The following is a 13,999-nucleotide window of genomic DNA, read 5'->3' as shown; positions in this document are numbered from 1 at the left end:
TTGTCTTGAGTTACATTTTACACTTTTGTGGTTCACCCATGTGAAAAGCGCTGTAGGTATTGTGAAAAAAAAGGAAATTCACTCTCAGGGTTTGGAGACCAAACCCCTACCCAGATTCAAAATTCCGACTTCACTCTCAGGGTTTGGAGACCAAACCCCACCCATATCAAAAATTCCTACTTCACTCTCAGGGTTTGGAGACCAAACCCCACCCATATCAAAAATTCCTACTTCCAACTAACTCAGAATACGTTCCATACTTTTCCTCAGCTATTACCGGAAAAACTCGCAAATTATCTTCAGCAACGGATACCTTTACTTGAATTCCAATTGGCAATGCTACTTGTGGAGTAGTACGAGCAATTAATTCTTTTCCAGACTCAGTTTGTAAACAATAACGAAACTCTCTACCCAAAAATTGGCGATCGCGAATCACTATAGATCCCTCATCATCAGCTTTCAGCATCAAATCTTCCTGACGGATCATCAATTCAACACCATCGAACTCATCCAAACTACCAATTTCCCCACGAAACACATTATTATTTGTCAACTCAAAAGCACCCACCTCAGTTTCCCAAACCTGATCGTGACGACGTGCAGGCAAAAAATTAGCCTGAGTCACAAATTCTGCCACAAACTTAGAAGCAGGTTCAGTATAAATATCCTCTGGAGTTCCAAATTGTTCCACACATCCAGCTCGCATCACTGCCACTCGGTCAGAAATAGCCATCGCCTCTTCCTGATCATGGGTGACAATAATTCCCGAAGCACCGGCACTTTTAAGAATATCCCGTAATTCCTGACGTAATCTAATCCTTACCTGCACATCCAAATTACTCAAAGGTTCATCCAATAATACCAAAGCTGGACTTGGTGCCAAAGCACGCGCTAAAGCTACCCGTTGCTGCTGACCTCCAGACAATTCGTGGGGATAACGATTTTCTAGACCAGACAAACCGACTAATTCCAGAACATCCTTTACCTGATGATTAATTGTTGTACTTGACTTTTTACCAGAATTGTGCAATCCGAAAGCAATATTTTTAGCTACAGTCAGATGGGGAAATAAAGCATAATCTTGAAATACCATACCAACATTACGTTTTTCTGGTACTACCCAATCATGTCTACCAGCAACTACTTGCCCATTAATAGTAACAATACCTGACTGCGGTTGCTCAAATCCAGCAATTATTCTCAATAAAGTTGTTTTACCGCAACCTGAAGGCCCTAATAACCCCAGTATATCTCCCTGGTATAGTGTTAAATTTACATTTCGCACAGCAGGGATAGTAGTGCGAGAAAATTGCTTGTTGACACTCTCCAGATGGAGAATTACCGATTGGGTCATTTCAGTTATCAGTTATCAGTAGGGACGTTGCATGCAACGTCTGTACAGTTATCAGTTATTAGTACCTCTAGCTGAAGGTATAAAGAAGCTTGAAATACTAAAGCTGATTTTCTCTTGGTCAATTGAATATGGCGTTTTTTGCAAAACAACCACTTTTTCATTCCCCTTTTAAGGGGAATGTGTTGACTTTATTATTTAGTCAAAAGTCAAAATATAAACTAGATTTATGAACAAACATTGTGAGATTACCAATGTTTACGCCAAAAACCCTCTCTGTTTTAAGAAGAATTTAAGAATGTGCGTTATAGTTCTCAAAGTCTTTTAGAACGTTATTATTTATTCTTGAATTATATTAACCCATTTTTTAGGAAATGTTTTCATTAAGCATATATAATTTTTTATAATATCTAAAATTAAAAATTTTAATAATAATTATGAAAAAAATTAACCTTTTCAACTGGAATGCTGGGACAATATTTGTGGTAGCGATCGCCTCCCTCATCTCAGCCCCTGTAATATTTGTCCTCAAGAGTATTTTTTCGGATATAGGAGAGATGCAGAAATATCCTAGCACTTTTTTTTCTCCTTAACTGGAGTTATTACACCAAAAGGAATTAATTATTAATTATCCATTGGTAAGATTTTATTGTAGGGGTTTGGTTTCCAAATCCCTTATGCGCTTTGGTTTGGAGACCAAACCCCTACAGTTTTTTCGCGAATCATTTCCTATGGCTATATGTATAGCGCTACGCATTAAGGTGTTTGAAATTTCTAAATCCTGTTAGCGGAGCTTTTCCCTATACGAAAAATCCTTTATTAGTCTACTATTCCCTATTCCCTATTCCCTAGCGCTACGCGCTATACAATTAAAATTTTTAATAATTATGAAAAAAATTAACCTTCTCAACTGGGATGCTTGGACAATATTTGTTGTAGCGATCGCCTCCCTCATCTCAGCCCCTGTAATATTTGTCCTCAGCAGTATTTTCTCGGATACAGGAGAAATCTGGAGTCACTTAGCCTCTACAGTTTTACCCCGTTATCTGCTCAACTCCTTCATATTAATGGTAGGAGTAGGTTTTGGAGTTTCAGTCATCGGAGTAGGAGCAGCATGGTTAATCACAATGTGCCGTTTTCCAGGCAGTCGTCTATTTGAATGGGCAATGTTATTACCTTTAGCAACACCCGCTTATATTTTAGCCTACACCTATACAGAACTCCTAGAATTTTATGGCCCTGTACAGATGTGGTTACGAGAAGTGTTTGGTTGGACGAGTGTCAATGATTATTGGTTCCCAGAAATTCGTTCCATTGGCGGAGCGATCGCCCTATTAACCCTAACATTATACCCCTACGTTTATCTTCTCACACGAGTCGCCTTTTTAGAACAGTCAACCTGTACTTTAGAAGCAAGTCGTTCTCTCGGAGCGAACCCTTGGCGGAGTTTCTTCACAATAGCTCTTCCCCTGGCAAGACCAGCAATAATTACAGGTTTAGCTCTAGCACTAATGGAAACCCTGAATGATTTTGGTACGGTGCAATATTTTGGAGTCGATACATTTACCACTGGCATTTATCGTACTTGGTTTGGTATGGGGGAAAGAGTAGCAGCAGCACAGTTAGCAGCAGTATTATTATTATTTATTTTATGGTTAATTTTGCTCGAACTCTGGTCGCGTCGCCAAGCCAAATATTATCAAACTACCAGTCAACAGCAACACTTACAACAATTTCACTTAACTGGAATGAGGAAATTAGGTGCTTTTCTTGCTTGTTTACTGCCAGTTTTTTTAGGTTTTCTCTTACCAGCAGGATTATTACTACAAATGACTATTGTTGAAAGTGGGGCAAGTTTTCGGGGTCGGTTTTGGAATTATGCTTCCCATAGTTTGATTTTGGCAGCAATAACCGCTGTATTAGGAGTGGCGATCGCTCTGATCATGGCTTATGGAGTACGTCTAAATCGAAATTTGGGAATGCGTGTCTCAACTCGTATTGCTGCAATGGGTTATGCTGTACCAGGTTCAGTTATTGCGGTCGGAATTTTGATTCCTATTGGTACAGTTGATAATGCCATTGATAGTTTTATGCGTTCGATGTTTGGCATCTCAACTGGTTTATTATTCAGTGGCACTATTACAGCATTAGTATTTGCTTATTTAGTCAGATTTATGGCAGTAGCATTTGGTGCTGTTGAGTCAAGTTTAGTGAAAATTAAACCTAGTTTAGATGATGCTTCTCGGAGTTTAGGTTACAACCCTACTCAAACTTTAATTAAAGTTCATGCACCGATAATGTGGGGTGGGTTATTAACAGGAGCAATGTTGACATTTGTAGATGTAATGAAAGAGTTACCAGCAACAATGGTAATTCGTCCGTTTAATTTTGATACCTTAGCAATTCGGGTTTATAATTTGGCTGCCGATGAGAGATTAACTGAGGCAGCAGGTCCGGCTTTAGCAATTGTATTAGTAGGAATAATACCAGTAATTCTGCTTAGTTTAAGAATTGCTAAGTCGCGCCAAAGTTAAGATTATTAACAATTTTTTTGTGGTTATCAATTAGAAGAATGGGACTTGTGTATTCTACAACTTAATATTGATTAATATAGAATAATAATATCAAATCCGGATAATTATTATAGCCTGCGTCCGCAGCGACTGGAACGGAGTGGAGGAAAGCAATCTCGGCACACCCCTGAGATTGCTTCCTATCGTCGTTGCAGACGAATGTTCAACCAGATTCTATATAATTAGTAATAAATACATTTTTCAGTATATTAATCAATATTAATATAGAGTAATAAGATCAAATCCGGATAATTATTATAGCCTGCGTCCGCAGCGACTGGAACAGAAGCGCACCCCTGAGATTACTTCCTATCGTCGTTGCGGACGACTATTAAACCAGATTCTATATAATTAGTAATAAATACATTTTTCAGTATATTAATCAATATTAATATAGAGTAATAAGATCAAATCCGGATAATTATTATAGCCTGCGTCCGCAGCGACTGGAACAGAAGCGCACCCCTGAGATTACTTCCTATCGTCGTTGCGGACGACTATTAAACCAGATTCTATATAATTCGTAATAAATACATTTTTCAGTAATAATTTATTACAATTAATAGTACCCTTTTTAGAAAATTTATTCTATTCTATACCTATAAATTTTAGATTGATTATAAATCATGTCCCTTAACAAAAATATATTATCAAACTTTACAATTGAGACTGCTATAGATCCTCATCCTCTAACAGTTACTCCAGAGATTTCATTAACAGAAGCAATATATCGGCTCACTCTACCGAAAAAACAACAAAATGTGCAGGTAGATTTACTCATAGAATCAAATCAAGGTATCGATTTAAAAAGTCGTTCGAGTTGCTTATTAGTAGTTGAAAATAATCAACTATTAGGAATACTAACTGAGCGCGACATAGTGCGTTTAATTGCTACAAAAGTTCAGGTAGAGGAGATGAAAATTAGTGATGTGATGACTAATAAGTTAATCACAATAGTTGATTCAGAGATAGAAGATATTTATACCGTAATCGACTATTTTCAGCAGCATAAAATTCGTCATCTACCAGTATTATCGGAAACAAAGAAATTAATAGGTTTAATTACTCCATCAAGTCTTCGCAATTCTCTAAAATCATGTGACTTACTAAAACACAGACAAGTTGAGGAAGTAATGAATACTGATGTTATTCATGGCTCCCCTAATTTATGTCTACTCGATATTGCTGAAAAAATGGCAAAGTATCGAGTGAGCTGTATAGTCATAGTTTGCCCAGATCAACAGCAAATATTATATCCACTTGGAATTATCACAGAAAGAGATATTGTACAATATCAAGCATTAGAGTTAAATTTCAGTCAATTAACAGCCTCAGAAGTTATGAGTACACCTTTATCTACTGTAAGTCCTGTGGATAGTTTATGGCAAGCTCATCATCAAATGCAAAACCTGCGAGTACGGCGATTAGTTGTATGTGGTCATAATAACAAACTGGTAGGTATTATAACTCAAACTAGCTTATTACAAAATCTAGATCCTATAGATATGTGTGGAGTAATTCATACATTGCGGCGGGAAATACAAGATCTACAAGCTGAAAAAATTGAACACTTGCATCGTAACAATAGTCGTCTCGAAAAACAGGTAGAGCGTTTGCAAGAATCAGTAAATAAGCTAGAACAACGCAACTATGAAATGACAACTATTAACGAGATGATGGAATTTTTACAAGTGTGCGACAAAATTGAAGATGCTCATGAATTCCTAGCAGAGTTTCTCAAAAAATTATTTCCAGGGTTTTCTAGCACCGTCTTATTGAAAGATGAGCGTAATGGTAAGTTTAAAAGTGTTAGTTGTTATGGTAATCTAGCAGATAGTGAAACTTTAATAGAATTTAGTGATTGTTGGGCATTACGACGGGGACAAACTCATATTGCTAGTAATGCTCAACCAGGATTATTTTGTCATCATGTCGCTCAAGAGTTTCAACCTACCGCAAGTATGTGTATTCCTCTATTAAATCAAGGTAAAGTTTGGGGGTTATTTTATCTGCGAACAGAATTTACAGAAAAAATTAGTCGCCATCAAAAACATTTAGCTCGTACTGTTGCTGAACAAATTGCTTTAGCACTTTACAACCTGAAACTGAGAGAACAATTAAAAAATGATAGTATTCGCGATGTTTTAACAGGTTTATTTAATCGACGTTATTTAGATGAATCTCTCAAGCAAGCAATTAACAAAGCTAAACGCAATCAACAACCTTTAAGTGTCATTATGGTAGATGTCGATCATTTTAAACGATTTAACGACACTTATGGTCACGATGTTGGAGATATTGTACTCCGAGAACTAGGAAAGTTTTTGCAACAAAAAGTTAGAGGATATGATATTGCTTGTCGTTACGGTGGAGAAGAAATGACTTTAATTTTAATAAATACTCCTGTAAGTGTTGCCAAAGAAAGAGCAGAAAGTATTTGTTCAGGAGTGAGGGAATTATCCTTAAAAAATCAGGATAAAATTCTGCCATCTGTAACTGTTTCTCTGGGAGTTGCTTGTTTTCCTCTAGATGGCACCACAGGAGAAGAGATTGTACAACGGGCGGATAGAGCTTTATATCAGGCGAAAGAAGCAGGACGTAATCAAGTTGTTTTGTATGAAGATTAGATTGGTAAATCTCCTTGAATTTTATAATTTGATATTTTCTTAGTTTGGGTAAAATAAATAAATATACAATTAAATTAAATTAGGTTTTTTATAGAATTGCTTGAGCAATATCTATCTTGTTGCTCAAGCCCTACTACGAGGTTTAATATCAAATCCGGTAGTATTGGTATAAAAAAGCAGAGAAACCGGGTTTGTCTCAAATGCCCTTGTACGGACGTTGCACAGGCAAAAATGCGTTTTCCGTTCCGGAATGCTCCGCTTTCCATGTCGCGCAGCGATACGTCCCTACCATTATAGCAGGGAACAGGGAACACTTAACTGGGAACAGGGAACAGTGGGAAAAGTGTTTCCGTGGTCTTTGATTCATCATCAGTCTATGTCCTAATCGCCCTGGCTGTTGCTATAACCTCCCACAAACCCGGTTTCTTGTTACTCCGAGGTAAGCGGATTTGATATAATTAGTATGTTTCCGAAGAAGAGAAACCGATTTTTTTTATAAGATTGATATATTCATTTGGGGTGTCTAGCACAAACCCGGTTTCTATCAAATGTTACGGCGCTTTTGCTGATTGATAAACCACATCGTCACAACCAAAACTTTGTAGGGACTAACCATGGTTAGTCCCTACTGTGGTCTACTGTGCAGGAAAACCGCTGTATAGTAGGGGTTTGGTGACCAAACCCCTACAGTAATGGTGGCAAATAGTTGTTTCTTCTTATATCATGTCCGGATAAGAGCGTGATGAAAAAATTTTCTGTTTCCTATTATCCTTTATCATCCCTGTTGCCTGTTGCCTTCTGGAGCTGTTGCCTATCATCATTTATTTATAACTATTCAACCGGACATCATATTACATCCCTATTCTATATTATTTATGAGTGATAAAAATCCTTCTTTCTCCTGACTTCTGACTCATATCTCCCGACTCCTGACTCCTGCCTAATTATTTATAACCGTGATTTTACTGATTTTAAGTATTGCAAATTTACAGTAAAGTTAAGATATAATTTATCAAAATATAACTTTTTAAAATATAACCTTAAAAAAGTCCTACACGCCATAGTTTAGGTTTTAAATCAGTGATTTTGATCACACAAAAGCTGCTAACGAGTTACCTAAACATATTACTAGACTCATCATTAATAGCGATATAGTTCATCAATTTCCAAGATGAAATTCATATATTGTCAAGATAAATATCACCACATTCATCCTCAGAATAACAGATAGTAATAATATGATGAACTTAAGGAAAATTGTAAAATGACAAGTTATGAAGAACCATTACATGATAAGAATAGTCGTCTAGAGCAAGAAGTACGGCGTTTGCAAGAATCAGTAAATCAACTAGAACAACGGCAACAGGAGATGGTAACAATTTACCAAATGATAGAATTTTTACAAGTATGCGAAAAAATTGAAGACACAAGTAAACTGCTAGCAGAATTTATCCAAAAATTATTTCCAGGGTTTTCTGGCAGTGTATTCTTAACAGATGAGTGTAATAGCAAATTTGAAAGAGTTACTTTTTTTGGTAATATAGTAGATCGTAAAACTTCACTGGAATTTAGTGAATGTTGGGCATTACTGCGTGGACAAACTCATATTGCTAGCAATGATCGACCAGGATTATTTTGTCATCATATTGATCGCGAAGTTGAACCTACTCAAACTATTTGTATTCCTCTTTTAACTCAAGGGAAAGTTTGGGGGTTGTTTTACCTCCGAACAGAATTTCCAGAAAAAATTAGTTCCTATCAAACACATTTAGCTCATATTGTAGCTAAACAAATTTCTTTAGCATTTTACAACCTGAAATTGAAAGAAAAATTAAGAAATGATAGTATTCGCGACTCTTTAACAGGTTTATTTAATCGGCGTTATTTAGATGAATCTCTTAAGCAAGAAATTATTAAAGCTGAACGCAATCAACAACCTTTAAGTGTCATCATGGTAGATGTTGACCACTTTAAAAATTTTAACGATACTTATGGTCACGATGTAGGAGATATGGTACTACGAGAATTGGCAAAGTTTTTAGAAGGACAAGTTAGAGAATCTGATATTGTCTGTCGTTACGGTGGAGAAGAAATGACTTTAATTTTAATCAATACTCCTTTAGATATTGCTAAACAAAGGGCAGAAAATATTTGTTCAGGAATCAGGGAATTATCTCTACAAAATCAAGGTGAAGTTCTCTCATCTTTAACTGTTTCTCTGGGAGTTGCTTCTTTTCCTTTAGATGGAACCACAGGAGAAGAGATTGTTCAAAAGGCAGATAAAGCTTTGTATCAGGCGAAAAAAGCAGGACGTAATCGAGTAGTTCTGTATCAGGTATAACAATAAATTTATAGAAAAGAGAGAGTAGAGAATAGGGAGTAGAGGGTATGGGAAAATAATTAACTTTATTTTTTATTATTGAATATGTCTATTTAAGTTTGATAGTTTTATATTGTCCGTTTTTTTATTAAAAAAAATTAAGAAAAATTGAATTAATCATAAAGAAATTAGTAATAATTATATATACAAGGTCATAACAGAAATAAGGAGATTTAGGTGAAGTCATAAATCAGAAGTCAGAAGTTAGAAATTAAATTCTTACTGTGACTAAATGAGACATGGCGACTGCTATATAATTAAATTAAGACCGATGAAAACAGGTAAAATTATTTTAATAGCTACCTGGTTATTTGTGGCAACTAACCAGGGATTATACGCAGGTTTGTTTGACACAATCAAAGAATTAAAAATAGAAAATCCTAGTTGTCTAGAGTGTGATGTCAAAATAGCTGAATGGCAAAACCAGGAAGAATCAACCAAATCAGTTGTTTGGTAGGGGCTTTTCATTAATTGATAATTGATAATTGATAATGGATAATTGATAATTACCTCTTCTTTTCAAGAAGAGGATTGCTTAAAAGGGAAATTTCTCCTTTAAAGCCTAATTTTTGGGCAACCAAAGCCCTACGATATTAATTTGATGATTCTGTAGGGGCGTCGCATACAATGTCCCTACTCCCTTTTTTCTGCATATCTCTATTGTTTAACTCCCCCTGTCCATTTGGTTTGCAACTCGAAAACTCAAAAGCTGTATATTCCCCACCCAAAGCTTTCACTATTCCCTGAGTATTAGAAATCAACATTTTCACATAACTATCTCCCTCACTTCCAGGAGCGCCAATAGAATCAGAATATAACTCTCTAGGTGCTAACTTTACCCCTGCTTCCTCTGCAACCGTAGTAATCAACTTAGAATTAATAGTAGTCTCCGCAAAAATAGCAGGTACTCCAGTTTTCTTAATTTCCTCCGCCAAATTTTTCACCGTCTGCGCACTGGGTTGTTCCTCCGTACTTATCCCAATCAAAGTTCCCGTCATTTCTAAACCATAAGCTTTCACATAATATTCAAAAGCATCATGGGTAGTCACCAGTCGGCGCTGACTTTCTGGAATAGTCGCGATTTGTTTACTAATCCAAATATCAAGCTGCTGTAACTCCTCAACTAATCTGGCAGCATTCTCCATAAACACCTCTTTGTCTTCTGGTGACAACTCAACCAAAGTATCCCGAATTGCATTTACCATCACAATTCCATTTTCCGCATCACCCCAAACGTGAGGATCTGGCACCAACTCCCCCTGTTCCGGATTTTGTAAAGCTGTCACCTTTTCCGCCACTGCTAACTTTTGCGCTCTTACACCCGCAGCATTCATCAGTTTAATTAAAGCAGGTTCCAAATTATAGCCATTATAAACAATTAAATCTGCCTTCTCAAAAGCCACACTATCAGCAGGCACCGGTTCATAAATATGAGGATCTGCTCCCGGTTCCATAATTCCCTGATGCTCAATTTCATCCCCACCTATTTTTTCTGCCATATCAGCAATGATGGTACTGGTAGAAACTACTAAAGGTTTACCCTCATCCTCAGCAGAAATATTTGCAGATGGAGCAGCACAACCACTCATCCATAATGCTAATAAAATTCCTAATGCTGACCACATATTTTGGGCACTTATGCAGAAACCGGGTTTATGGGGGGAATTTTGTGAGAGAGAATTAGAGCAATAAACCCGGTTTCTTGTTTCGGTGGATAGTTTATCAAGAGAATTTCGTGAAAGGGAATTAGAGCAATAAACCCGGTTTCTTGTCTGGGTATCTAAGTCTTGCGTATATTTACCACTCAGATATATTTCCTGTTCTCTGTTCCGAGTTAAGCCTTCTCTACCTAGACTATTAGTTAGATTAATTTTGCACAGATACTTACTAATTTTCATTTTGATTTAATTGACAATTTTTCATATTCGTTTCATAATTTATATCATATTTGTTTCATATTTCTCACATTCCAGGGTCAAGTTTGGATACACATCTCTATGACTGAGAGGATTTCAGAGAATTAAGTTTAATAATTAATAGGAGTTAAAATTAATGAATCAGGCCAAAATTACAGTTAGTCATTTAGCAGTCCATTATCGTACCGTTGAGGCGTTGCGAGACATTACTCTACAAATACAAGCAGGAAGATTAACAGGTATTATTGGCCCTAATGGCGCGGGAAAAAGTACCTTATTAAAAGGAATGTTGGGGTTAATTCCTGTGACTGGGGGTTCTGTAATTTACAATGAAAAACCACTTCAGGAACAGTTAGGCAGAATTGCTTATGTGCCTCAGCGATCGCAAATTGATTGGAGTTATCCTGCTACTGTTTGGGATGTGGTGATGATGGGGCGAGTGCGTCAGACTGGTTGGTTTCGTCGGTTTTCTAATGTGAGTCGGAGGTTAGCATTGGAAGCGTTGACAAGGGTAGGGATGGATAGTTATCGCGATCGCCCCATTGGTCAACTTTCTGGCGGTCAACAGCAACGGGTATTTTTGGCGCGGTCTTTAGCTCAGGAAGCAGATATTTTCTGTTTTGATGAGCCGTTTGTTGGGGTTGATCAGAAGACTGAAAATATTATTTTTGAGATTTTTCACGAGTTAGCTGAAGTTGGAAAAGTTGTCATAGTTGTTAACCACGATCTGGGTGAGTCTATTACTAATTTTGACGATTTAATTCTGTTAAATAAAGAGTTAATTGCTGTTGGCGATCGGCAAGTTGTATTGCAGGAGGAAAATTTGTATCGTGCTTATGGGGGTAAGGTTAGTTTCTTTTCGGAGTCTTTAAGGCAAGTTGCTTGATTTTTATGATTTTTTTTAGTACAATTGAGGTTTTATTGTGTGCAGGTGAGTTTACTGTTCCTGATAATTTTGATGCTCCTTTACCAGAAGATATGTTGAATGCATTTGAGAAATAATACAGATGTCAATGTTTTTTAAATGCTTTTCTTTTTATCAGATTTTGCTCTATCAATATTTCCTTCTAAATCTGATTCTCCAATATGATTTTTCCCTGTCTTATCAAAAACTTCTAAATGGGCAGATTTTCCATAATGTAGATTATCAACATACCAGAGATATCCAGTTTCTTTTTCTTTATAAATTCTCCTACCATCATGTTGTTCTTGAGTAGGTTCAAATCTATTAGTATCTCTCAAGATTGTTTGCTTATCAGTAGGGGGATTAGTAGCAGATTCATCATAGTTAAATTGACTTAATTGACAAGTTTTTTCCAGCCAGTTTTGTAATCCAACTTTCTGATCGATACTATCTAATTGAATTAGATTTTCTGTGTCATTGTTTTTCACAATAGAGATAGAATTGCATTCTATAATCTCCTGATGCTGACATTGAAAACAAGAATCTATAAAATTAATCAATAAATACTTTGAGTCTAAATTAATTAATTGTCTTTCTGTTACTTCTGCTAAGGATGTATTTGCTGCATCTTTGTAATCTTCACCATCAAGATAATCAAAATTATCTTCTTCAGAATGAATTCTTTCTTCTTGCCAATCTTTGGGACTGACTTTATTAAAGATAATATTTCTAATTGCTATTTTAAAATCCTTTTGCTTGATTTTGTTAAAACTTTCTTTGAAAATGGCATCCTCGATTACATTATAATTCCAAAGCACATCAGTGTAATAATTTTTGAGATTTATGTTTTCCTTTTTAAGGTGATTAATCAATTCAAAAATACTTTTAATAATTTTCAAAGCCTCTTCAAATTATTTTTGAGTAGAGTATTGCCCTTTTAAAGAAACCTCATTAATAAATATTTCAATTTTAATCATTATTTCAAATCCCAAAAAGACGCTCGAAATCTTTATCCATTTGATCGAAAAATCCATCAGGCCATTCTTCTATCTTGGCATCAGAATCAATAGGTATTTGAATAACAGACTCACCAATTTTTTGAGAAAAATATAAGATGCTTAATTCTTCATTACTCAAAATATTATCAAGAACAGCAATTCGCAATCCATTTAAAATATGGTCGCTATGAGATTCTATCAATACTTGTACGCCACAGTTACTTACTTTTGCTAAAAATTTAGCTAGTTCCGATTGTGCTTTAGGATGTAGATGAGCTTCAGGATTTTCTACTATTAAAATTTCTCCTTTTTTGGCGATAAGTCCAGAAACAATAATAGGCAAAATACAATGATATCCAAAACCAATATTAGCAGGGCGAAAACGATCTTTTGATAAACTACTATTTAACATTAGTTCTAGTATATTAGTTTGTGAACCTGAAACTTCAACTTTTGCTCCATCAAAAATTTTATTCAGCCATTCTTGTGTTTGAATTATTAAAGTTTGCGCATCTTCACCTAAATATAATTTCTCGTCGATTAATTCATCTTTCATTCTGTCAAGTAAATTAACTGTTTGTTCTCCTTTTAAACCAACATTAGGAAATTGAGGAAGAGTCGATCTCAAATAAAAATATTGTGGACCTATTCTATCAGCAGAAATATAATGAATGGCAGAAAAGTTTACCCATTTAATAGGAACTTGTAAGCTGGTTAGATCATTGTTAAATAATTTCAATAGTTCATAAATATCATCAATGCTAGAAACTTTTAACCAGTCAGAAATAAATTGTAAGATAGTTGGATTATCGTTAAATACTATTGGTGGATAGGTTTTAGAATGATTTGTTGATGATAAAAAAGCATTTATCTTAATTTTAACCTCTGTAAGTGCGGCAACTAAATCATCGTTCATATCTTCAACAAAAGAATAATTAACACTTCCTTGCATTGTTATTGTTTCAGCTTGATTTACTATTGTTTTATCATAAAAATAATTAAAATATATAGGCTTTTCTCTTGATGTACCTGTATTTCTAATTTCATCAAATCTACCTAAATTCAGACAGTTGCCATTTAAAATCAATTTATTTGTACGACGCTCATGTTCAATTGATTGCCTCATTAAAAGTAGAGATTGAAGTAAACTAGATTTTCCTCGTCCATTAATACCAGTAAGCAAAGTTAATTGCTCCAATGGAAAAACAGTTTTTTCTCTAAAACACTTAAAATTCTCTAATTCTATCTTA

The 13,999-nt window shown here is 35.5% G+C and carries 11 protein-coding genes; 7 read left to right on the top strand and 4 right to left on the bottom strand.

Annotated features, from left to right (window positions below; translation table 11 throughout):
* On the top strand, positions 1-241 hold a 241-nt coding region (locus ACP6PK_RS17120), incomplete at its 5' end, for a hypothetical protein (RefSeq protein ID WP_426561117.1).
* On the opposite strand, the gene ACP6PK_RS17115 is transcribed toward ACP6PK_RS17120, so the two are convergent.
* Positions 218-1,354 (bottom strand): ABC transporter ATP-binding protein, encoded by a 1,137-nt coding sequence (locus ACP6PK_RS17115; RefSeq protein ID WP_426561115.1) that lies wholly within the window; start codon positions 1,352-1,354, stop codon positions 218-220. The genes ACP6PK_RS17120 and ACP6PK_RS17115 overlap by 24 nt on opposite strands.
* A 434-nt stretch (positions 1,355-1,788) precedes the next feature.
* Here ACP6PK_RS17115 and ACP6PK_RS17110 point away from each other — a divergent pair, with 434 nt between their 5' ends.
* From ACP6PK_RS17110 to ACP6PK_RS17090, 5 genes are all read left to right on the top strand, one after another.
* On the top strand, positions 1,789-1,944 hold the full coding sequence (locus tag ACP6PK_RS17110) for a hypothetical protein (RefSeq protein WP_426561113.1): 156 nt from the start codon (positions 1,789-1,791) through the stop codon (positions 1,942-1,944).
* Positions 1,945-2,238: 294 nt separating this feature from the next.
* Positions 2,239-3,885, top strand: coding sequence for an ABC transporter permease (locus ACP6PK_RS17105; protein ID WP_426561111.1), 1,647 nt, complete (start codon positions 2,239-2,241; stop codon positions 3,883-3,885).
* Positions 3,886-4,550: 665 nt separating this feature from the next.
* Positions 4,551-6,551 carry a diguanylate cyclase gene (locus ACP6PK_RS17100; RefSeq protein ID WP_426561109.1) on the top strand — a complete coding sequence of 667 codons (2,001 nt, stop codon included), beginning with the start codon at positions 4,551-4,553 and terminating at the stop codon, positions 6,549-6,551.
* 1,264 nt (positions 6,552-7,815) lie between these two features.
* Positions 7,816-8,892 (top strand): sensor domain-containing diguanylate cyclase, encoded by a 1,077-nt coding sequence (locus ACP6PK_RS17095; protein ID WP_426561107.1) that lies wholly within the window; start codon positions 7,816-7,818, stop codon positions 8,890-8,892.
* Positions 8,893-9,202: 310 nt separating this feature from the next.
* A complete protein-coding gene (locus tag ACP6PK_RS17090) occupies positions 9,203-9,388 on the top strand; it encodes a hypothetical protein (protein ID WP_426561105.1) in 186 nt (61 codons plus the stop codon).
* 136 nt (positions 9,389-9,524) lie between these two features.
* Here the strand turns inward: ACP6PK_RS17090 and ACP6PK_RS17085 are convergent, their stop codons facing one another.
* Positions 9,525-10,829 (bottom strand): metal ABC transporter solute-binding protein, Zn/Mn family, encoded by a 1,305-nt coding sequence (locus tag ACP6PK_RS17085; RefSeq protein WP_426561103.1) that lies wholly within the window; start codon positions 10,827-10,829, stop codon positions 9,525-9,527.
* A gap of 154 nt (positions 10,830-10,983) precedes the next feature.
* Between ACP6PK_RS17085 and ACP6PK_RS17080 the strand changes: the two genes are divergently transcribed.
* Positions 10,984-11,733 (top strand): metal ABC transporter ATP-binding protein, encoded by a 750-nt coding sequence (locus ACP6PK_RS17080; RefSeq protein WP_426561101.1) that lies wholly within the window; start codon positions 10,984-10,986, stop codon positions 11,731-11,733.
* 134 nt (positions 11,734-11,867) lie between these two features.
* Here the strand turns inward: ACP6PK_RS17080 and ACP6PK_RS17075 are convergent, their stop codons facing one another.
* Positions 11,868-12,650 carry a hypothetical protein gene (locus ACP6PK_RS17075; protein ID WP_426561099.1) on the bottom strand — a complete coding sequence of 261 codons (783 nt, stop codon included), beginning with the start codon at positions 12,648-12,650 and terminating at the stop codon, positions 11,868-11,870.
* 82 nt (positions 12,651-12,732) lie between these two features.
* A partial coding sequence (locus ACP6PK_RS17070; protein ID WP_426561097.1) for a DUF3696 domain-containing protein occupies positions 12,733-13,999 on the bottom strand: 1,267 nt, incomplete at its 5' end.

The organism is Dapis hubbardiae BLCC-M172, assembly GCF_050016015.1.
GTDB lineage: Bacteria > Cyanobacteriota > Cyanobacteriia > Cyanobacteriales > Microcoleaceae > Trichodesmium.
The sequence above is the reverse complement of the archived record's forward strand: the minus strand, read 5'-3'. Positions and strand labels throughout refer to the sequence as shown.